The following is a 20,159-nucleotide window of genomic DNA, read 5'->3' on the forward strand; positions in this document are numbered from 1 at the left end:
GCCGCAACGCCCGTCACTCAACGGCAGAGCCGGTTCCAGCCGGTCCCACGTCCAGCTGTTCGCGAGGTCGAAGCCGACGGGCCGGTCAGTGGACTCAGGTGAGCTGCTTGATCACGATGGGGCGACGGAGTCCCCGGTTGCCTTACCGATGGCCGCGATCACGTCCGCACGCCTGGGCTGCCCGGACGCCCTGCCGACAACGCGGCCGGTCGGGTCGAGGACCAACACGGTCGGCGTGCGCAGAATCTCCAGCCGTCTCACCAGCTCCAGCCGGGCCTCCGCGTCGATCTCCACATGCGCCGCTCCCGGCACCGCCCCGGCAACCTCGGCCAGCATTCGCCGCGTCGCCCGGCATGGCTGGCAGACAGCGGTGGAGAACTGAAGCAGCGTCACCCGCTCCCCCAGCTCGGTTCCGATCTCCGCCGCCGACAGGCGCACCACACCATCCGTGGGCCGCAACCGGAGCCTGCCGCTGCGCGCCGCCTGCACCACCCCGAAGATGCTCGCCAGAACGAGCACCGCGACACACACCACCAACCCGGTCATACGACCAGTCTGCACCACCGCCTCGAACCCCGAGCCCCAACTGGCCATCGACCGCTCGGTATCGCGCCGCTACCATGACGGCCATGGACTCCGCTCTCCGGCCGCTGCGGCTGACCACTCGTCGTGTGGTCGACCTCTGCCGGGTCACGGCCTGCCGCTGTCGCTGACACCTGCGCCGACCCGATCGCCGTCCTCCCCTTGTCCCGGAGTCCCCCTCATGCAGATCGACCCGCGAGGCACCCGCTTTGCTGCCGCGCTCACCACACTTGTCCTCTGCGCAGTACTGATCACCGGCAGCGGCGCCCTGCTGGCCGTGCAGACCGCGATCTTCGCGCTCGGTGTTTTCACCGGCCTGCAGTACTCCCCGTACGGTTGGCTGTATCGGGTTGCAATTCGGCCCGGACTCGCCCCGCCGCGCGAGCTGGAGGATGCCCGTCCGCCCCGCTTCGCCCAGGGCGTGGGCTTCAGCTTCGGCCTGGTCGGCACCGTCGGCTACCTCGTCGGCGCCGACTGGCTCGGCCTGGCCGCGACCGCGCTCGCCCTTGCTGCGGCATTTCTCAACGCGGCCTTCGGCTACTGCCTCGGTTGCGAGATGTACCTGATCATCCGCCGCTTCCGAAGCGCCTGAGCACATACCTTCCAGAGCATCCAGTGCCGCTGATGCGGTGCCTATGTGTCAGCGAATCCCGGAATCGGCTGCCCCATCGCCTCGGTCGGCGCGGTCGCACGCTCGGCTGAGCGGGCTCGCTGTCGGCAGCCGCTACAGACGCCCGTCGGCGGAGGCCCTGGTGACGACCGGGCAGATCCGAGTGAACGACCTGCTGCGGATTGCTCGGCCGCGCGAGGGGTACCCCACGTCCTGGGGACAGGCCTTCGCCGAGTACGGACGAGCTACGGTCCAGCAACCTGCGCGCCGAGACGGCGACGCAGGAACCCCTCGACTCGTCCCACTCTCCTGTGGACCATGGGCACATGAGGCTACGACCACGAGGGCGCCAGGCAATCCGCGGGAACAAGCAGGTGGCGCGGCGACAGGAGCGGTTCTTCCGCGAACTTCCCAACGAGCAGCGCACCGACCTTGAGTTCGTGGCCAGGGAATACGCTCGTGCGATGTTCTTCAGAGGACGCGTCCCGGCGCTGGAGGCGAAGAAAAAGGACGGAAGCAGGTTCCACGTGGGGCTGAACATCGACACAGCCAGCTTCTCCGACGTGGCGCGACGTGGAGTCCTGGTGTCCGACACCCTCATGTTGTCGCATGACTATCACGGGGATTTCCTGAATCTGGGTTCTTACCTCTCGAGCGTGGACGCCGACTTGGACGGGGACGTCGCGCGGGTGCACTACGGAATGAAGTGTCCGGATGTACAGGGTTTAGGTCGGTGGATCCTAGAGGCTGAGCCTCTGATGCGGTCCGGCCTGGTCTGGTATTTGCCGCCTTATGCGAATAGCAACGTGGTGGACCCGCGCATGGGTCAGGTGGTCACGCACTACCGTCGCCTCGACGCGCTCGACTATCTCGTCGCGAACGGCCGGGCCATCGACGCCTCGGGAGCCACTCCCCTGAAAAGCAAGGTGGTTCGCCCCATCCTCACCATGGGCATCCCCTACCTGGAAGGGGTTTCCCTGCGCGACTTCGGAAAAATCACCGTCGAAGAGTTCAATTCCTACGAGGATTTCCGGAGCTTCTTGAGGGGCGCGCTACTAGAGATGGATGACGCCTTGGAATCGGTGCAGTCCCAGGTTCAGCTCGCCAAACTGGAGAGCGAGATCCGCAGTCAGGTCCGCGCCGTCCAAAGGAGGATGGACCAGGCCGCGCGCACCAAGGCCATGGCCACCACCGGAGCCGTCCTCTGCACCAGCACAGCCGCTCTGGTGGCAGTCCAGGGCGAGTACCTCACGTGGGCCGTCTCGGCTCTTGGGGTGAGTGCGGCCGGGATCTGGCCGGCCATCCAATCGAGGTTCGAGAACGGCCGCCGCAAGCAGCGCGAGAGCGAGTGGTACTACGTCTGGGCCCTTATGGACGCGAGCCGTCCCTGAAACCGGGTGCGAGTAGTCGAGCCGCAGCCTCAATGCGCTCGGGAAGGGCTGCAGGCGATCCCGAAAAAATGCTGATCGCGAGGCGTCAGCGCAGTGCAACCTCGCCCGCGTGGACGGCGCCCATGGCGCGCTCGACAGTCTCCTGATTTTCGCCGACCGGAGCCACGTAGTCGATCACGTCGCGCGCGGCGTTATCTCCGAGGAGTCGGGCGATGACCCACGTGGCGAGATACTGGGACGCCAGGCAACCGCCCGCCGTGGCGATGTTCCCCTCGGCGTGGAACGGCGCGTCCAGCACGGTGACGTCGCAGGCTTCGACAAAGGGCCGGCTCTTCCTGTCCGTGCAAGCCGGCATGTTATCGAGCAACCCGAGCCGGGCGAGCACCAGCGCGCCGGAGCACTGCGCACCGATCAGCTGTCGCGACGGGTCGAGCAGCAGCTTGGAGATCAGCCGGTCGTCGGCGACCACGTCTCGCGCCTTCACCCCGCTACCGATCAGCACAACCTCGGCTTCGGTCACGAACTCCATCGGGCGCTGCCCGGTCACCTCGACGCCGTTCATCGACGTGACCACTGGTGTCGGCGTCGTAATGAAGGCTTCCAAGCCGTCCTTACGGCACCGGTTGATCAGCGCGGAAGCGATGAAACTGTCGAGCTCGTTGAACCCGTCGAAGGTAACCACAGCTACCTGCATCACAACTCCTTCAAACACGGCATCGAAGCAGTCTCCCCCGGTGCGCCGTTCCGGCGCGAGAGCCAATCAGCGGCTGGTGGCATGTCTACCGCCGCTCTCCCAGAGCCGGTGCTACACCACGTAGAGCAAGGAACAACGATGGCCGCGCAAGGAAGTCATACGTTCACAGCTCACCCACCGCCGCACCGAAGTCGAGCTCGGTGCGGGAGCGTTTCTGCATCCCCCGCTGCATGAGAGCGCCCATCCGGGCGGTGCTCGACGACGAGCCCATCAATCGCGTCATCGACGCCCGCACGGGAAAGCAACCCCAACCGATCACGCTCACCGCCGAGGACGGCAGGGAACTGTCCCCCGAGGACCTCCTCGTGGTCCAGTCGCGTGCGGCCGATCCCGTCGACGCACCTCGCCGTCGCGCGGCATGACCTGGCCGCCCTCGCCAATGCTCGGGAGCGGAGAACTGACAGAGTCCGCCCGTCACGGCCATGTCGGTGCGGCCGACCTGGCGGACTCAAGATCACCCCGTCGGTCCACCGGACGGGCAGCCCGCACTCGGACGTCTCGTCAGACCGCCTCCACCACCATCGCGTTGGCGAGTCCGCCCGCCTCGCACATCGTCTGCAGGGCGTAACGGGCGCCGCGCTCGCGCATCGCGTGGACCAGGGTGGTCGTCAGGCGGGTGCCGCTCGCGCCGAGGGGGTGGCCGATGGCGATCGCGCCGCCGTGCACGTTGACCTTGGCGAGGTCGGCGCCGGTCTCCTGCTGCCAGGCCAGGACCACGCTGGAGAAGGCCTCGTTGACCTCGAACAGGTCGATGTCGTCGAGGCTCAGGTTCGCCCTGCGCAGCACCTTCTCGGTCGCCGGGATGACGCCGGTGAGCATCAGCAGCGGGTCGGAGCCGGTGACGGCGAAGCTGTGCAGGCGGGCGAGGGGGCGCAGGCCGAGGCGGGCCGCCGTCTCGCTGGAGGTGATCAGGACAGCCGAGGCGCCGTCGTTGATGGGGCTGGCGTTGCCCGCGGTGACGTTCCACTCGATCTGCGGGAAGCGCTCACCGAAGCCGGGCTCGTAGTAGGCGGGCTTGAGGCCGGCCAGGATCTCCGGGGTGCTGCCGGGCCGTACGCACTCGTCGCGGGTGACGCCCGCCAGGGGCGCGGTCTCCGCGTCGAACAGGCCGGCGTCCCAGGCGGCGGCCGCCTTGTGGTGCGAGGAGACGGCGAAGGCGTCCATCCGCTCGCGCGCGATGGACCACTTGGCGGCGATGAGTTCGGCGCTGATGCCCTGCGGGACGAGACCCTCGGGGTAGCGCTCGGCGACTCCGGGGCCGAAGGGGTCCTTGCCGGCGGGCACGTTCGACCACATCGGCACACGGCTCATCGACTCGACGCCACAGGCGACGACCAGGTCGTACGCACCCGAGATAACGCCCTGCGCGGCGAAGTGCACCGCCTGCTGGGAGGAGCCGCACTGGCGGTCCACCGTGGTCGCCGGGACCGTCTCGGGGAAGCCCGCCGACAGCACGGCGTACCGAGTGGTGTTCATGGCCTGCTCGCCGACCTGGTCGACGGTGCCGCCGATGACGTCGTCGATGAGGGCGGGATCGACGCCGGAGCGCTCGACGAGGGTGCGCAGGGTGTGGGCGAGGAGCTCCACGGGGTGGACGTGCGCGAGGGCGCCATTGGGCTTGCCCTTGCCTATCGGCGTGCGTACGGCTTCGACGATGACTGCGTCACGCATGGTGCGGGCCTCCTTGGCCACCGGGGCGACGGGCGGGCCGCCCGTCGCGATTACCAATGAGTAGGAAAGTCAAACTCACTATAACTCGATGACTTGGAAAATCAAACCACCCCGGGCCCGGCGTCATGCCGACGCATCCTCCTGACTCCCCGACCTCCCGAAGCCCGTCGAGTCCGAACGTCGGCACGGCCCCAACTACCGCCGAACGAAGGGAAAATCGTCGGCCAGGAGACGCCCGTCAGAGTCCCGAGGCCTGGCGGACGGAGTTGACCGGCGCCGACCCGGTCGCCGCACGGCGCCCCGGCAGGGCGTGCACACGGTGACCACCAGGGCGCCCAGGGTCAGACCGGCAGGTTGGTCATGAAGACGGCCACCAGGACGACTGCAGCGATCGTCGAGAGCGCTTTGAAAATCGAAGCAGCGTAGTCAGGAAGCAAGCCAAGCACGGGGTGATTTGAAAATCAAACCCTGCCTGGGCGATACTGGGGCCGTGACCATGCGCATCGATCCCCAGGACATGACCGGACGCCCCTGCTCGCTCACCGCCGCCCTGCAGATCATCGGCGACCGATGGGCCCTGCCGGCGATCCGCGAGGTCATGCTCGGCAACCACCGGTTCCGGCAGATCGCCAGGAACACCGGCGCCCCCACGGACCGCCTGGCGGCGCGCCTGAAGGCGCTGGTGGAGAGCGGCATCCTCGAACGGCGCCCGCTGCCGGACGACGCACGCTACAGCGGCTACTACCTGACGGAAGCAGGGCGCGATCTCGGAGGCATCACCCGCGAGCTCATCGGCTGGGGCGACCGCTGGGCCGTCACCGCGCCGCCCAGCCGGATCCGTCACCGGGACCACGAACTCGTCACCCACACGGTCTGCGAGACCTGCGGCGAGCAGATCCACGCCGAGGACATCCGCCGGGAGGAGCTGACCCCCGGCTGGGACCGGTCCGGCCCGGTGCAAGCCCCGTAGACCGTGCGGTGATCGTCCGGAAGAGTCCGTCCAGCCCAAAGTGGTTCAGGGGCCGCTCGACCGACGAGCACGAGGAAAGGAACCTCCGGCTCGCGGACGGACCGGCGGTCGATGCCGGCCCCGCGGCGAACGCCTCGACCGCCTGAGGATTGGGCGCCTCGCTCTCCCCGTGATCGCTGACGGTGTCCTCGGTGCCGGTGTAGTGGCCGTGCTTGTCGTGGTCGGCTGAGTCGTACTTGGTGACGCGGTAGACGCGGGGCAGCACGTCGCCCATCTTCCAGCACGGGTCTGACGCTGCGCCGAGGAAATGCCCTTGGAGCTGAGACACACGCGCGGGAACGTGCCCTCAGACAAATGCCGAACTTGCTGTGCAGCGCACGCTCCATGACAAGTGCCGCGAGACCCTACAGGTGCTGTGGGATCTCATCTTCGCGGCACAATCTCACGATCTTGGCATCGAACGTGGCCCGAACCGAGACGCGGCGGGTCAGCGGTGTCCTGTCGCATTGAATGTGTCGGATTCTCACTCGTTTTCGTCGCCTCACCACGCACGGAGCCGGAACTCACGGCCCGGCCAGCGGGAGCGCAACCACCGGTCGTGGCTGGCGACCACCACGGCACCAGGACTGGTGCCAAGGGCCTCCTGCAATTCGTCGCAGAGCAGGGGCGAGAGGTGGTTGGTGGGCTCGTCGAGCAGCAGGAGCTCGGGCGGGTGCGCCAGCAGCAGCGCCAGGGCGAGCCGGCGGCGCTGGCCGACCGACACCTCCCCGACCCTCTGCTCCAGGGTGTGCGTGTTGAACAGGCTGAGTGAGTCAAGCGGTACGGACTCGGCGCGCTCGGCGCCGAGCGACAGCTCATACGTCTCTCGGACGGTACGGTCCGGCCGGCCGAACGCAGTGTCCTGGGTCAGCAGGCCGACCGTGAGCCCGCTGCGTTGCTGCACCTCGCCGCCCGCGTCAAGTCGTCCGGCCAACACACCGAGCAGGGTCGACTTGCCCGCCCCGTTCGGCCCGGTGACCAGCAGCCGGTCGGCGGACAGCACGTCGAGGCGGTCGATGGAGAGACGGTCGGTCACCTGGATGTCCCGTAGCGACACAAGGATGCCGTCATCGGAAGCGGCCGCAAGGGAGGGGGCGTGGAACCGCAGTGGCTCGGGTGGCCGGCTGACGTGGTTGCGCTCCAGGTCGTCGAGTCTGCGGGCGGCGCTGCGGACCCGTCGTGCAATCTGGTTCTGCACCCGGCCGGTCGTGTGGCCGTAGCCCATCTTCTCGTTGTCGCTTCTGGTCCGTCCCGGTGCGACCCGCTGCGCGGTCGTGGCGGCGGCGCGGCGCAGTTCGGCGAGTTCCTCCTCTTCCTGAGCGAAGCGCTGCTGCCAGCGTTCCCGCTGGGCGCGTTTGAGCCCCTGGTAGGCGGTGTAGTTGCCGCCGTACCGGGTGGGTCCCTCAGTGGACGGGTCGAGGTCGATCAGGTCGGTGCAGACGGCGTCGAGGAACGCCCGGTCGTGGCTCGCCAGCAGCACGGTCCCCGGCAGGCCGCGCAACTGCTCCTCCAGGAAGGCCGCTGCGCCGTCGTCCAGATGGTTGGTGGGCTCGTCGAGCAAGAGCGCGGCGGGCCGCCGCGTCAGCAACGCGGCGAGCGCGAGCCGGCTGCGCTGCCCGCCGGAAAGGGCCCCGAGAGTCCGGTCGTACGGGATGGAGCCCAGGCCGAGTCCGGCGAGGACGATCGCGGCGCGCCGGTCGGCGTCCCAAACCCCACTTTCCTGCGCCCGGTCGAGCCGCACGCCGTACTCGACCAGCAGGGCGGCGTGGCCGGGTGAGTCCTGCGGTGTCCCGGCGAGCGCGGCGGTGATCCCGTCGAGTCCGGAGAGTTCCTCGCGGACTTCCCGCAGGGCGTGATCGAGCACATCGGAGATGGTCGAGGCGGCGTCGAACGGCATCTCCTGCGGTAGAAAGCCGAGGTCGGCCGGGCGGACGACGGTGCCGGCGTCGGGTGTGTCCTCGCCGGCGAGCAGCCGCAGCAGGGTGGACTTTCCAGCGCCGTTCTCGCCGATCAATCCGATCCGGTGGCCGGGTGCCGCGGTGAGGGAGAAGCCGTCGAGTACCCGGCGGGTGCCGAGCGTGCGGACGAGATCGTGGGCGAGCAGAGCAGCTTGAGGCATACGAGCACCAAACGGGGTGGGTGGTCGCGCCCGGGGTCGGAGCCGCGGACGCGAGTGGCGAAGCCCGGGCGGACGCGGCCCGCCCGAGCGCGAGGGGCGAGGCCGGTCCCGTCGCGTGAGGGACGAGTTCGGCCTGGCGCGAGGGACGGGGATTGCCCGCCCGGGTGAGGGGCGGGTCCGCCCTACCGGCCTGAGCCGTCCTGGTGCCCGGAAGCCATCTCCGGCGCCGCCGTCTGCAGCAGCCGCCCGTCGGCGAGCCGCAGCCAGCGGTCCACCTTGATCTCCGTGAGGAACCGCTCGTCATGGCTGACCACCACGAAGGCGCCCTGGAAGGCGTTGAGCGCGCTCTCCAGTTGCCCGACGCTGACGAGGTCGAGGTTGTTGGTCGGCTCGTCCAACAGCAGGAGCTGCGGGGCCGGTTCGGCGTACAGGACACAGGCCAGGGTGGCCCGCAGCCGCTCGCCGCCGGACAGCACCCCGACCGGGAGGTGCACACGAGTGCCCCGGAACAGGAAGCGGGCGAGCAGATTCATCCGGTCCGCCTCCGGCATGGCCGGCGCGAACGAAGCCAGGTTCTCGGCCACCGTGCGGTCCAGAGCCAGCAGGTCCAGGCGCTGCGACAGGTAGGCCACACGGCCGTCGGCGCGCTTGGTTGAGCCGCTGTCCGGTTCCAGATCGCCTTTGATCATGCGCAGCAGGGTGGACTTGCCGGCCCCGTTGGGACCGGTCAGTGCGATTCGCTCGGGACCCCGGATCGTCAGGTCCGTGCCCGCGTCGGCGAACAGTGCCTTCTCGCCGTAGTGGAACTGCAACTGCTCGCCCAGGAAGACGGTACGCCCGGCCGGAAGGTTGGTGTCCGGAAGCTCCAGGGTGATCTTCTGCTCGTCCCGCAGCGCGCGGCCGGCGTCGTCGAGCCGGTCCTTGGCATCGCTGACCCGCGACGAATGGGTCTGATGTGACTTGCCCGCCGCCTCCTGGGCGCCGCGCTTCATGTTCCCGGCGAAGATCTTCGGCAGACCGGCGTTCTTGAGGTTGCGGGCCGCGTTGCCGGCCCGGCGCTCGGCCCGCTCGCGGGCCTGCTGCAGTTCCCGCTTCTCCCGCTTGAGGTCCTGCTCGGCGCTGCGGATGTTCTTCTCGGCGACCTCCCGGGCGGCGCTCACGGCTGCCTCGTACTCGGTGAAGTTGCCCCCGTAGAAACGCACTTGGCCTCGGTCGAGTTCCGCGATGCGGTCCATGCGGTCGAGCAGCGCGCGGTCGTGACTGACCAGCAGCAGGCAGCCGCGCCACTCTTCCAGCGCGTCATACAGCTTGCGCCGTGCGTCGATGTCAAGGTTGTTGGTCGGTTCGTCGAGGAGCAGGACGTCGGGCCGCTTCAGCAACTGCGCCGCGAGGCCCAGCGAGATGACCTGGCCACCGCTGAGGCTATGCAGGTGCCGGGTGAGCTCGATCTGACCCAGCCCGAGCCGATCCAGCTGAGCATGGGTGCGCTCCTCGATGTCCCAGTCGTCACCGATGGTGGTGAAGTGTTCTTCGCTCGTGTCCCCGGACTCGATAGCGTCCAGGGCCTTGATCTTCTGAGCGACGCCCAGGACCTCTGACACGGTCAGATCGCCGACCAGCGGCAGGCTCTGGGGGAGGTAGCCGAGCACCCCTTCGGTGGACACGCTTCCCCGGCTGGGCTTGTACTCGCCGGCGATCAGCTTGAGCAGGGTGCTCTTCCCGGCGCCGTTCGGTGCGACCAGGCCGGTGCGACCGCCGCCGACAGTGAACGAAAGATCTTGGAAGACCTGCTGGTCATCGGGCCAGGAAAAGGAAAGGTTCGAGCAGACGACAAAGGCGTCGGGCATGTGAAGACCTCGTGTGACAGGGGAACGCCCATGGCGTCACCCACAAGAGAAGGTGGTTATGAAACGACGAAATAGCCACGGCGGCGCCTCGGCGCTCCTGTCCATGGCTGAACACTTCCGGTATCACCCGGAGATGTCGTCGTCACCCACCATGTGTCTCTCCCTGTCTGCTACCGCTTCTGGTCAATCGACCATAGCAGCAGGCACCGGCCCCACGCCCTCCGGATTTCCGGTCGTGGTAACCGTTGCCGCGCGGAGGGTGCCCGGGGTGTGTGCTCGCTGACGCGAGACTGCACCAGCGGTCCCGGACGGGTACTCCTCGACCGTCCGGCGCATGGCATCGACCACGTTACCCCAGCCCCGGTCGACGCCCAGCGGACCCCGGCGTCGGTCGCCAAGCCCGCCCAGCTAGAAGGGTGGCCAGGCTTCCAGGGCGGCGTCGGCCATGCTCTGGAGTTCGTCGCGACCGATACCGCTTGCGGCCTGCACGGCGATGCCGAAGGCCAGGGTGCTGACGTACCGGCCCAGTAGTCCCGCGTCGGTCGTGGGGGGCAGGTCGCCCTCGTCGACGGCTTGCTGGAACCGCTCACGGAGGCGGTTGCAGCCGTCGTTGCGCCAGGTGGCGAGGAGGTCGCGGACGCTGCTGCTGGAGGCGCCGGTGACCAGAGCGCCCTGGACGCCCAGGCACCCGTGGGGTTGGGCCGGCCGCGTGGTGGTGCGCACGGTGCCGGTCAGGACGGTGGTCGCGACGCCGAGTGCGGTCGGCTCTTCCAGCGCCCGGGTCAGGTAGGCGCTCGGGCCTTCGTCGTAGCGCTCCAGGGCCTTGCGGCTTCTCCGACGGTGCCGGCGCCGGGGCGGACGCCGACTGCGTCGCTATGGCCGTGCCGGGTCAGCGGCGCCGCCCGCGCCTGCGCGGGGACGGCGGCGGGATGTCCACCGGCTGGGTGGTCAGGTACCAGGAGCCGCAGCCCCCCTTGTCCTGGACGATCAGGAAGCCGGGGCGGGGCAGACGCAGCGTACGGCGCCCGTCGCCCTGGCCGAACACGTCATCGCTCCAGTCGTCACCGGGGGTGCTCTTGGGCCATGCGGGTGGGGGGCAATCACAGTGAAAACTGGACCGCAGGCACTGGCACACGTAACCGACCTCCCACAAGTCGTCGGTCTGGAACTGGACGGTGAGCACCGCCGGACCGCCGTTGTAGTGGAGCACCTCGTCACCGTGGCCGCGGTGTTCGGGAGCGAGCGCGGTCGCGGCCGACAGCGGGGCGACGCGGATCGACCAACGGTAGTCGGCGTCGCCGTATTTGGTGGTGACGCGCAGGTGGGTGGCGTCGTCGGACAGGTAGCGACGGCCGTGGTAGTCGTCGATGGCCATGATCAGATGGTCGCCGGTGTCGGTCCGATGCTCGGTGCGCGTCATGGTCTGGAGGTAGAAGCTTCCCTCGCCGGTGACATCGGCCTCCACCAGGGCAGGACGGCCGGGCTCGGGGCGGTCGATGAGCACCTCGGTCTTGCCGTTGCCGTAACCGGTGGACACATAGCGCTCTCCGGTGCCGGTGAGCGGTCGCGGGCGGCCGGGGTCGGCGGCCGGCGGGAGGGCGTCGATCGGGACCGGCCTGCCATGCCGCCGGGCGTCGAGACGGATCACGGCGGCACGGCCGTCGCGCAAGGCGGTCAGCGCGTCGGGTTCCGTACGCGCCGCACTGGCCCGGTCGTACGCCGCCAACGCCGCTCGGTACTCCTCCAGAACGGCCGGGGTGGCGTCCGGGCCGTTGGCATCGAACTCCAAGGCGGACATCTCCTCCCCGAAGACGGTGACCGACTCCTGTACCGCTGCGGGCAGTTCCACTGCTACCGCTGCGGGCAGTTCCACTGCGGCGGCTCGGCGCCGGCGCAACATCGGGTAGAGCCCGCCCACCCCCAGGCCGAGCAGGAAACTCGCCACATATCCGATCACGCCCGGTATCCTCGCACAGGCGTCCACCGCTCAACTGCCCTTCCAACCGGTACCGATGCACGGACGTGATGTCCTCCTGGCAGGGTGATCCGGTGGACATGCCTGAGGGAACCAAGTGCCGTCGCGCGGTGGGACGACAGGGATCCGCCGCCCCAATTGCGCTGTTCCGTACGGCCGTCGGGCCGATCCTTCTCCTGGCCGCGTTGCCGGCGGGCCTCGTCGGCTGCGCGCCGTCTTCCGGGCCCGAGCTTGTCGCGCCATCGGTCCTCTACGTCCCGCACGACCCCCACAGCACCGCCGAGACCCCCGAGCTGCACGTCGAGGCGGCCGATGCCACGGTCACCTTCGACGCCGGCGACCTGAGGGGCATCGCGGTCGTCAAACAGACGATGGACACCTGTCCCATCCATCTGCCGGTCTTCCACTGCGAGGGGCAGAACGGGACCCCCGCCGGAGGAGGGTCCTTCCGCGTGAGTCCCGCGAAGGGCACCAAGGCGGGTGACTCGGCGGTGCTGCGCTATCGGGTGACCGCGCCCGGCCGGCCCACCGTCACGGGAAGCACCCGCATCATGATCGGCATGCCGAAGCTGGAGGTCGACGCGCATCCCGATCGCCTCGACGTCGACCCGGGCGGCAGCCTCGCCGTCGCGCTGACCATCCGCAACACCGGCGACGTGCCCGCCCGCGGAGTCTCGCTCTTCATGGACACGCGAGACGGCCTCGCGTCGACCGCCACGCACAGCAACTGCCGTTACAAGGGCGGCACATCGACGTGGTGCCGTCTGCCGGCCGCCGATGTCGTCATCCCCCCGGGCGCATCCTACCGCCTCGGCACGCGAGAAGTCCTCAGGGCCGACCGTGACGCCACGCACCCGACCGTCGTGTTCCAGGCCGCCGCCCTCGGGACCGACTACGTACCCCCGGACCCGCTGGCGTCGCAGTACAAACCCGGCGAAGGATCCGTGCTCCGCCTGGTGCCCGTCGACGCCCGGGGTGCGGGTGCGGGTGCGGGTACGGCTCACGAAAGCTCGTCGGAACTGAAGGTGTCGGTGCGCAACGAGGCCGATCTGGTCGCCGTCGCCGACACCGCCAAGGGCCCGATCGGCAGCCGCGCCACCGTGCACGTCGGCGTGCGCAACGACGGCCCCGGTGCGCTGCCCGCCACGGTGCGGGTCGAGTTCACGGTGCCGCCGGGCACCACGGTCGTGTCCTCCCCCTACGATCCCGAAGCCGATGAGGAACTGGTCGACCAGGACTGCCTCGCCCTCGCCCCGGACGGCACGCCATGGACCATCCCGTCCGCGAGACAGCCGAGCGCACGTCGGTACGTGTGTACGGCGCGGGCCGGAGCGGTGGGAACCACGACAACTTTCCCCTTCACCCTCCGCATCGACAAGAACGTCGCCCACCACGCTGGGCGAGTCACCGTCTCCGACGGCGACGCCGGGCGTACCAGCCATGACACCACGGCCGCCAACGACACCGCCAAGGTGGCCGTGCAAGTCTGGCCGGGCCCCTCCTGGGCCACTCCCGGCCACTACCTGGCAGCGGCGATAACCCTCGCCGTACTCGCCTTCGCCGCAGCCCTGGCCGCGTGGCGCCGGAAGCGGTCCCACTGACACGACAGCCGCAGTTGGCGATCTGTGGCGCGTCGTTGCTGGTCTGCGGGGTGGGGGTGCGGCGGGTACGTACGTGCGCACGGCCGCCTCGGCCGTGGGCCGATTCGCAGGTGCACGGGCCTAGTTGGTGGGCAGACAGCAAAGTCCTGCTGCCGAACCAGGGCTTGCAGATCAATGACATGCGGTTTCCGGTTCTACGCCTGCGGCACCGCGTGTTGTCAGGAGACGCACCCTTGGTCAGGAGCCGTCCGCGTCCCCGGCCGGGGCGTGTTGCGTTCGGGTCCGCCACCGGGAGGCGCGAGTCATGTGAGCTGCGCGGACCACGCTTCGCCGGTCGCCGGTCAAGCCGGACACGAGATCGTTCACGGAATGTGTGCCAGAGCCCGAGAACGGGAGGCAGCCCCGGAATCGCAGGCCCGTGGAGCGAACACCCGGCCGCTTCGGCGCCACCGCCGCGGGTCGGACTTTGCCGAATCGGCAAACGGACTCGCTTCTTTGACAGTGCCTTGCGCATGATCGGTGCAGAACCGAGGGGACGGCAGATGGGGCCGGCCCTGGCACACAGCAACCGGTCCTGGAGGCGGCGTATGGCACAGCACAGTTCGGAGATCACGCACCGGACGGTTTCTTCGCCGGGAGGTCGGATTCACCTCGTCGAACAGGGGACCGGGCCGCTGGTGCTGCTCATCCACGGCTTCCCGGAGTCCTGGTACTCCTGGCGCCACCAGTTGCCGGTCCTGGCGGCGGCGGGATACCGGGTGGTCGCCATCGACGTACGCGGCTACGGCCGCTCCTCCAAGCCGGCTGCGACACATGCGTACCGGATGCTCGATCTCGTGGAGGACAACGCCGCGGTGGTGCGCGCCCTGGGCGAGGAGTCGGCAGTGGTCGTCGGCCACGACTGGGGCGCCACCATCGCCGCGCACTCCGCCCTGCTCAGGCCGGAGGTCTTCCGCGCGGTGGGATTGCTGAGCGTTCCCTACACCCCGCGTGGTGGACCCCGCCCGACCAGCATCTTCGCCCAGATGGGCGGGGACGAGGAGTTCTACGTCTCGTACTTGCAGGAGCCCGGCCGGGCCGAAGCCGAGATCGAACCCGATGTACGCGGCTGGCTCGCCGGCTTCTACGCGGCACTGTCCGCCGACACCATGCCCGCGGCCGGCGCTCCGGACCCGCACTTCGTCAGCAGGGGTGGAACATTGCGCGACCGGTTTCCCGGCGGTCGGCTGCCCGGCTGGCTCGGTGAGCGGGATCTCGACTTCTATGCCGCTGAGTTCGAACGCACCGGTCTGACCGGCGCGCTCAACCGGTACCGGAACATGGACCGCGACTGGGAGGATCTCACGGCCTTCGACGGCGCCCCCATCACCCAGCCCTCGGTGTTCATCGGCGGCGCTCTGGACGCCTCCACGACCTGGCTGGCCGACGCGATCCACGCCTACCCGGTCACGCTTCCGGGTCTGGTCTCCTCCCACATCCTCGACGGCTGCGGCCACTGGATCCAGCAAGAACGCCCCGCCGAGGTCAACCAGATCCTCACCGACTGGCTGGCCACGCTGCCTTGCTGAAGCACTCGCGCAGGACCGTCCGATGCGGTCGAAGCACCTGAACATCGTCGTCCCCGGTCAAGGCTCCGCTGCCGCCCAAACCGTTGTCGAAGTGCCGCTCGTTCTCACGAACGAAGCCACCTGGATGTTGCCGGCGTCTCCCTTGTAAGAACTTCCTGTCCTTCGGTGTCAGCCGCGGCGGCGCCGGTTGTGGTACCAGGCGAGTGGGGGGCGGTGGTGGCCGACATGCCTCCGCAACCGGGCGCAGCGGTGGTGCCGGAGCCACCGGCGGGCGCATTGCACGCGGCGCGCCTGGCGGATGAGGATCTCCCCTGCTGCTCCTGTCGAACGGTGGGCGCCCAAGGCGGCACCTATTGCATACAGTATTCAAACTGGCTAACGTCTACTCATGCGACTGACGAAGTCCACAGACCTGACGCTCCTCATGATCATGCGCTCGGCGACAACTCGTGCGGAACTCACCACCGCACGGCGGTGCCGGGCATGACGCTCTATGGCGATGACGCGACAATCAGGCAGATTCTCACCGCTGCCGGAGACACCTGGGCCGTGGTGGGCCTGTCCGACAACCCCGAACGGGCCGCTTACCGCGTGGCCGAGAAGCTGCAGCGCATCGGTAAGCGAGTGGTGCCCGTGCACCCCAAGGCCGAGACGGTGCACGGCGAGCAGGGCTACGCTTCCCTTGCGGAGATCCCTTTCCCGGTGGATGTGGTGGACGTGTTCGTCAACTCCGCCCTCGCCGGAGGCGTCGCCGACCAGGCTGTGGCGATCGGCGCCAAAGCGATCTGGTTCCAGCTGGGCGTCATAGACGAGGCCGCCTACGACAGGACTCGCGAGGCCGGCCTGCTGATGGTGATGGACCGCTCCCCGGGACGGGAGATACCCCGACTGGCGCTGGGCTGACGCTCCTCAGCCGGCCACTGCGCGATCGCACGTCACTCACATTCCAGGAACCGGGAGTCAAGGCGGCGGTGACGACGGCATTCTCGTCGTCGTGCTGACGATGCGACGCATCGCGCGCTTCAGAAGCGCGCGGTGTGTCGCATTCTGCACTCTCTCGAAAACTTGCAGAGAACGTCCCTCCTACGGCACGCCGAGCAGGGCGTTGCTCTCCCCCTCGTCGACGACCTCGAGGTAGCCCGCCAGCACCTTGGAGTGCAGAGCCCGTCCGTCCTGCCCGGCAATGACGATCTGATCGTGGCCCGAGGCGATGGCTTTTCTCGTCGACGATGACCTCCTCTTCGAGGACGGCCGGGGGTGGCGGGCGACGGGGCGTCAGCAGGCGTACCGAACACGAGGGCCAGCAGGTCGGCGACGGTCCACAGGAAGACGTTCACGCGTCCCCAACTCCCTCATATGACTTTGAGTACATGGCGATGTCGGCGCTGTCCGGCTCGCCGGAGCGCACCCTGCGGATGAGCGATCTGGCGCACTACACCGGCAGCACGCTCTCGCGGCTGTCCAACGTGGTCGGCCGCTTGGAAAAGCGCGGCTGGGTCCGGCGCCGCCCGGACCCCACCGACGGCCGCTACACCCTGGCCACCCTCACCGACGCGGGCCAGGACACGGTTGCCGGTGCCGCACCCGCCCACATCGACGAGGTGCGCCGCCTGGTCTTCGACCCGCTCACCAAGGCCCAGCAGCGCCAGCTCGGCACCATCGCACAGCGCATCCTGCACGCCATGGACGCACCCTGCCCGACGGACTGGTCATCACCGGACAGCCCGGCCGCGCACTGACCATGCACGGCTGACCACCGGCCTCGGTCTTGCGCACCACCACCCCTTTACCCGGCATGCCGTCGGGCGCACCCGCCACACGAGGAGCTTTGCCATGCCCACCATCGCCATCGTCGGAGCAGGCCCCGGCCTCGGCCTGTCCCTCGCCAAGATCTTCGGCCGCCACGGCTTCACCGTCCACAAGACCCTGGCCGCCGACGGCATCTACGCCGCCAACGTCGCGATCAACCTGATGATCGCCGACCGGGCCCCCGAAGGCGTCCCGCACCGCGCCCCGGACGACATCGCCCAGGACTACTGGAAGCTCCACACCGACCGCGACCGGGCCGAGCACGTCATCAGCGCCTGAACCAGCGGCCCTCCGATCACAGGCGCGGACCTGAACACGGGACCGACCTCCCGGGGGACGATGCCTACGGCGTGCCGGGAAGCCGGACCGTGACGAGGAGACCGCCGGCGGGGCGGGGGACGAGGTCGAGGGTCCCGTCGTGGGCCCGGACGATGCTGTGCACGATGGCCAGGCCGAGGCCGACGCCGGCGTGCTCGTCGGTGCGTACGCGTTCCGTTCCGCGCTGGAAGGGTTCGGTGAGGGTCGGTACCAGTTCCGATGGGAGCCGACGGCCCGTGTTCTCGACCCGCAGCACGCTCGTGTCGCCGTGCTCCTCGGTATGGACCGTCACGGTGCCGCCGGCGGGGAGGTTGTGGACGATGGCGTTCTGGACGAGGTTCGTCACCATCCGCAGCAGGAGCTCCGCGGAGCCGCTGGTCCGGGCCGCCCCGCCGGTGACGTCGAGCGTGATCCGGCGCTGTTCGGCGAAGGGAAGCAGCGTTTCGGCGGCTTCTTCGGCGATGAGGGAGAGGTCGACGCTCTCGCGGGTGAAGATGCCGCGGTCGCCGCGGCTGAGCAGCAGGAGGGCCTCGGTGAGGTCGATCGCCCGCGTATTGACAGCGTGCAGGCGTCCGATGAGTTCGCCCCGGTCCCGCGTGGGGTCCTTGCGGGCGACGTCGAGGAGCGTCCGCGAGATCGCCAGCGGGGTGCGCAGTTCGTGGGAGGCGTTCGCGGCGAACCGCTGCTGCTCGGCGACGTGGGACTCGAGTTGTTCGAGCATCGAGTCGAACGCGTCGGAGAGTTCACGGAATTCGTCCTGGCGGCCCTTCATGCGGATCCGGTGGGACAGCGATCCGTTCCCGGCCATCCGTGCCGCATCCCTGATCTGTGTCAGTGGTGCGAGCATCCGGCCGGCGAGGATCCATCCCCCCAGGAGGCCGAACACGAGCAGGAGGACCAGGCTTGCGGCTGTGGCGGGGGCGAAGGAGTTCAGGAGGAACGAGCGGTTGGGGGAGAGCCCGTCCGGGGTTCTGACCGTCCGCTCGGGTACGTAGCGCAGCAGGGACACCCACACCACGGTCAGCACGAGAGCGCCGGCGACGAAGAGGAATCCGGCATAGCTGAGGGTGAGTTTCAGTCGGGCGCTGAGCCCGGGGCGTCTACGCATGCGTACTGCCGGGGTCGGTGGTGTCCCTGCCGGGGCCGATGGTGTCCATACCGGTGTCGATCCGGTAGCCGACGCCGAGCACCGTGGCGATGATCCATGGTTCGCCGAGCCGTTTGCGCAATGCGGAGACGGTGATGCGCACGGCGTTGGTGAGTGGGTCGACGTTCTCGTCCCAGGCCCGTTCCAGCAGCTCTTCGGCGCTGACGACCCCGCCCTCGGCGGCGACGAGGACCTCCAGCACGGCGAACTGCTTGCGGGTGAGCGCTACGTAACGTCCGTCGCGGAAGACCTCCCGGCGGAAGGGGTCGAGCCGCAGGCCCGCGATCTCGCGGACCGGTGGCCGGGCGTACGCGCGCCTGCGGTCGAGCGCCCTCAGCCGCAGGACGAGCTCCCGCAGCTCGAACGGTTTGGTGAGGTAGTCGTCGGCGCCGAGCTCGAACCCGGAAGCCTTGTCGTCGATCCGGTCGGCAGCGGTGAGCATGAGGATCGGGATGCCGCTGCCGGAGGCGACGATGCGCCGGGCGACCTCGTCGCCGGAGGGGCCGGGGATGTCGCGGTCGAGGACCGCGAGGTCGTAGGAGTTGACGCTGAGCAGTTCCAGGGCGGAGTCGCCGTCGCCGGCGATGTCGGCGGCGATCGCCTCCAGCCGCAGACCGTCACGGACGGCTTCGGCCAGGTAGGGCTCGTCCTCAACGATCAGTACGCGCATGTCCGAAGCCTAAGCAGCACAACATATCGCCGACGTATGCAAAGACGTGTGCACACCGGACACTCGACTCAGCCTGCCGGTGCCGGCGCGGGGCGACGCTGGTCCGACGGCGCTTCCGCCGTAGTGCGCCACCAGCGGCGCGACGCCAGCGCGGCCAGCACGGCGCCGGCGGCGTTGACCAGTACGTCGTCCACGGAGGACACCCGGTCCAGCCGCAGGACGTACTGTGCGGTTTCGACCAGGACCGAACAGCCGGCCCCGAGCGCCAGGATCCGCGGCACGGACGCCGGCGCCGCGAACCGCATCGGGGCGAAGAACCCCAGCGCCGCGAAGACCAGCAGGTTGCCGACGATCCCGAGCGGCCCCATCGTGACCAGGTCCCGCAGCGGTACCAGGCTCACCCGGGCGGGGACCGTGCCGGCCCCGGCGCCCGGCATCATGGTCATCCACAGGAACGGCACCGTCCCGTGGACCATGCCCACCTCGGCCAGCGACATCCGCCACGCCGATGTGACGCCGGCGGCACGCCGACGGCGCGCCAGCACCCACACCACCAGCGCGGCCAACGGCAGCGCGACCAACGTGATGAGCACCACACCGTTGAACGTGTCGAAGCAGCCGTGCCACCGCCCGGCCATGCACATCGGAGCGGCCATCATGAGCGGCCCCCGCACTACGAACGCGGCGCTCGCCATGCCGAGGACCGCCAGGCCGAGGAGCACGATCCTGCGCGCGCGGCGGGGCGGTGCTGACAGGGATGCGTTGTGGTTCATGCCCCCATTGGAGACGGAGGGCCGTTCCGGTGGCGTATGCGATTTTCGATACGCCCGCGATACACGGAATCCGCGGCATCAAGGAACTGGCGCAAGCCGGCAGTGAGATGGTCCCGCCGCTGGTGATCGCGCCGGCCCAGCTACTGCAGGTGCTGGACGACTCGTCCGTGGACGTCGCACTGCCGAGCATCCTGGACGAGCTCGCCGTCACGCCCGCACATCTGCCCTGGGCCGTGAACGCCTAGAGGCTGTCACGTATGGGGCGGAAGTTATCCCGTGCGGGCGAGGTTGTGAAGTCGGATGACGTAGGCGGAT

At 69.1% G+C, this 20,159-nt stretch carries 20 protein-coding genes; 10 read left to right on the forward strand and 10 right to left on the reverse strand.

What is annotated here, in order from left to right; translation table 11 throughout:
• Nucleotides 1-111: 111 nt before the first annotated feature.
• A complete protein-coding gene (locus tag OHA88_RS08590) occupies nucleotides 112-546 on the reverse strand; it encodes a TlpA family protein disulfide reductase (protein ID WP_328629624.1) in 435 nt (144 codons plus the stop codon).
• Nucleotides 547-763: 217 nt separating this feature from the next.
• On the opposite strand from OHA88_RS08590, the gene OHA88_RS08595 reads away from it, so the two are divergent.
• Both OHA88_RS08595 and OHA88_RS08600 read left to right on the forward strand, forming a co-directional pair.
• The gene (locus OHA88_RS08595; RefSeq protein WP_328624952.1) at nucleotides 764-1,174 is read left to right on the forward strand and encodes a DUF4395 domain-containing protein; all 411 of its coding nucleotides are present in this window, start codon (nucleotides 764-766) and stop codon (nucleotides 1,172-1,174) included.
• Nucleotides 1,175-1,566: 392 nt separating this feature from the next.
• Nucleotides 1,567-2,583 (forward strand): hypothetical protein, encoded by a 1,017-nt coding sequence (locus OHA88_RS08600; protein ID WP_328624953.1) that lies wholly within the window; start codon nucleotides 1,567-1,569, stop codon nucleotides 2,581-2,583.
• Between the two features lie 85 nt (nucleotides 2,584-2,668).
• Here OHA88_RS08600 and OHA88_RS08605 read toward each other — a convergent pair whose 3' ends face one another.
• Nucleotides 2,669-3,277 carry a DJ-1/PfpI family protein gene (locus OHA88_RS08605; protein WP_328624954.1) on the reverse strand — a complete coding sequence of 203 codons (609 nt, stop codon included), beginning with the start codon at nucleotides 3,275-3,277 and terminating at the stop codon, nucleotides 2,669-2,671.
• A 230-nt stretch (nucleotides 3,278-3,507) separates the two neighbouring features.
• Between OHA88_RS08605 and OHA88_RS08610 the strand changes: the two genes are divergently transcribed.
• Complete coding sequence (locus tag OHA88_RS08610; protein WP_328624955.1) at nucleotides 3,508-3,699, forward strand: hypothetical protein; 192 nt, start codon at nucleotides 3,508-3,510, stop codon at nucleotides 3,697-3,699.
• Between the two features lie 139 nt (nucleotides 3,700-3,838).
• Here OHA88_RS08610 and OHA88_RS08615 read toward each other — a convergent pair whose 3' ends face one another.
• Nucleotides 3,839-5,008, reverse strand: a complete 1,170-nt coding sequence (locus tag OHA88_RS08615; RefSeq protein ID WP_328624956.1) for a thiolase family protein — start codon at nucleotides 5,006-5,008, stop codon at nucleotides 3,839-3,841.
• 496 nt (nucleotides 5,009-5,504) lie between these two features.
• Here OHA88_RS08615 and OHA88_RS08620 point away from each other — a divergent pair, with 496 nt between their 5' ends.
• On the forward strand, nucleotides 5,505-5,978 hold the full coding sequence (locus OHA88_RS08620; protein ID WP_328629625.1) for a winged helix-turn-helix transcriptional regulator: 474 nt from the start codon (nucleotides 5,505-5,507) through the stop codon (nucleotides 5,976-5,978).
• Nucleotides 5,979-6,519: 541 nt separating this feature from the next.
• Here OHA88_RS08620 and OHA88_RS08625 read toward each other — a convergent pair.
• The 4 genes from OHA88_RS08625 to OHA88_RS08640 form a co-directional block, all read right to left on the reverse strand.
• The gene (locus OHA88_RS08625) at nucleotides 6,520-8,136 is read right to left on the reverse strand and encodes an ABC-F family ATP-binding cassette domain-containing protein (protein WP_328624957.1); all 1,617 of its coding nucleotides are present in this window, start codon (nucleotides 8,134-8,136) and stop codon (nucleotides 6,520-6,522) included.
• 182 nt (nucleotides 8,137-8,318) lie between these two features.
• Nucleotides 8,319-9,983 carry a ribosomal protection-like ABC-F family protein gene (gene abc-f / locus OHA88_RS08630; protein WP_328624958.1) on the reverse strand — a complete coding sequence of 555 codons (1,665 nt, stop codon included), beginning with the start codon at nucleotides 9,981-9,983 and terminating at the stop codon, nucleotides 8,319-8,321.
• 408 nt (nucleotides 9,984-10,391) lie between these two features.
• Nucleotides 10,392-10,706, reverse strand: a complete 315-nt coding sequence (locus OHA88_RS08635) for a TetR family transcriptional regulator C-terminal domain-containing protein (RefSeq protein ID WP_328624959.1) — start codon at nucleotides 10,704-10,706, stop codon at nucleotides 10,392-10,394.
• Nucleotides 10,707-10,872: 166 nt separating this feature from the next.
• Nucleotides 10,873-11,940, reverse strand: coding sequence for a hypothetical protein (locus tag OHA88_RS08640; protein ID WP_328624960.1), 1,068 nt, complete (start codon nucleotides 11,938-11,940; stop codon nucleotides 10,873-10,875).
• 98 nt (nucleotides 11,941-12,038) lie between these two features.
• Here OHA88_RS08640 and OHA88_RS08645 point away from each other — a divergent pair, with 98 nt between their 5' ends.
• The 5 genes from OHA88_RS08645 to OHA88_RS08665 all read left to right on the forward strand — a co-directional run bounded on the left by OHA88_RS08645 (nucleotide 12,039) and on the right by OHA88_RS08665 (nucleotide 17,215).
• Nucleotides 12,039-13,559: a hypothetical protein gene (locus OHA88_RS08645; RefSeq protein ID WP_328624961.1), complete on the forward strand. Its 1,521-nt coding sequence runs from the start codon at nucleotides 12,039-12,041 to the stop codon at nucleotides 13,557-13,559.
• 587 nt (nucleotides 13,560-14,146) lie between these two features.
• Nucleotides 14,147-15,127 carry an alpha/beta fold hydrolase gene (locus OHA88_RS08650; RefSeq protein WP_328624962.1) on the forward strand — a complete coding sequence of 327 codons (981 nt, stop codon included), beginning with the start codon at nucleotides 14,147-14,149 and terminating at the stop codon, nucleotides 15,125-15,127.
• Between the two features lie 483 nt (nucleotides 15,128-15,610).
• On the forward strand, nucleotides 15,611-16,030 hold the full coding sequence (locus tag OHA88_RS08655; protein WP_328624963.1) for a CoA-binding protein: 420 nt from the start codon (nucleotides 15,611-15,613) through the stop codon (nucleotides 16,028-16,030).
• Nucleotides 16,031-16,497: 467 nt separating this feature from the next.
• Nucleotides 16,498-16,866 (forward strand): MarR family winged helix-turn-helix transcriptional regulator, encoded by a 369-nt coding sequence (locus OHA88_RS08660; protein WP_328624964.1) that lies wholly within the window; start codon nucleotides 16,498-16,500, stop codon nucleotides 16,864-16,866.
• 94 nt (nucleotides 16,867-16,960) lie between these two features.
• Nucleotides 16,961-17,215, forward strand: coding sequence for a hypothetical protein (locus OHA88_RS08665; protein WP_328624965.1), 255 nt, complete (start codon nucleotides 16,961-16,963; stop codon nucleotides 17,213-17,215).
• Nucleotides 17,216-17,279: 64 nt separating this feature from the next.
• Here the strand turns inward: OHA88_RS08665 and OHA88_RS08670 are convergent, their stop codons facing one another.
• From OHA88_RS08670 to OHA88_RS08680, 3 genes are all read right to left on the reverse strand, one after another.
• Nucleotides 17,280-18,362 (reverse strand): sensor histidine kinase, encoded by a 1,083-nt coding sequence (locus tag OHA88_RS08670; protein ID WP_328624966.1) that lies wholly within the window; start codon nucleotides 18,360-18,362, stop codon nucleotides 17,280-17,282.
• Complete coding sequence (locus OHA88_RS08675; protein WP_328624967.1) at nucleotides 18,355-19,071, reverse strand: response regulator transcription factor; 717 nt, start codon at nucleotides 19,069-19,071, stop codon at nucleotides 18,355-18,357. The genes OHA88_RS08670 and OHA88_RS08675 overlap by 8 nt, the downstream gene beginning before the upstream one ends.
• A gap of 68 nt (nucleotides 19,072-19,139) precedes the next feature.
• Entirely contained in the window at nucleotides 19,140-19,844 is a 705-nt protein-coding gene (locus tag OHA88_RS08680; protein WP_328624968.1) for a VanZ family protein, read from the reverse strand.
• A 29-nt stretch (nucleotides 19,845-19,873) separates the two neighbouring features.
• Here OHA88_RS08680 and OHA88_RS08685 point away from each other — a divergent pair, with 29 nt between their 5' ends.
• Nucleotides 19,874-20,089, forward strand: a complete 216-nt coding sequence (locus OHA88_RS08685) for a hypothetical protein (protein WP_328624969.1) — start codon at nucleotides 19,874-19,876, stop codon at nucleotides 20,087-20,089.
• The last annotated feature ends 70 nt before the right edge of the window (nucleotides 20,090-20,159 follow it).

The sequence above is a fragment of the Streptomyces sp. NBC_00353 genome, from assembly GCF_036108815.1.
Classification (GTDB): domain Bacteria; phylum Actinomycetota; class Actinomycetes; order Streptomycetales; family Streptomycetaceae; genus Streptomyces.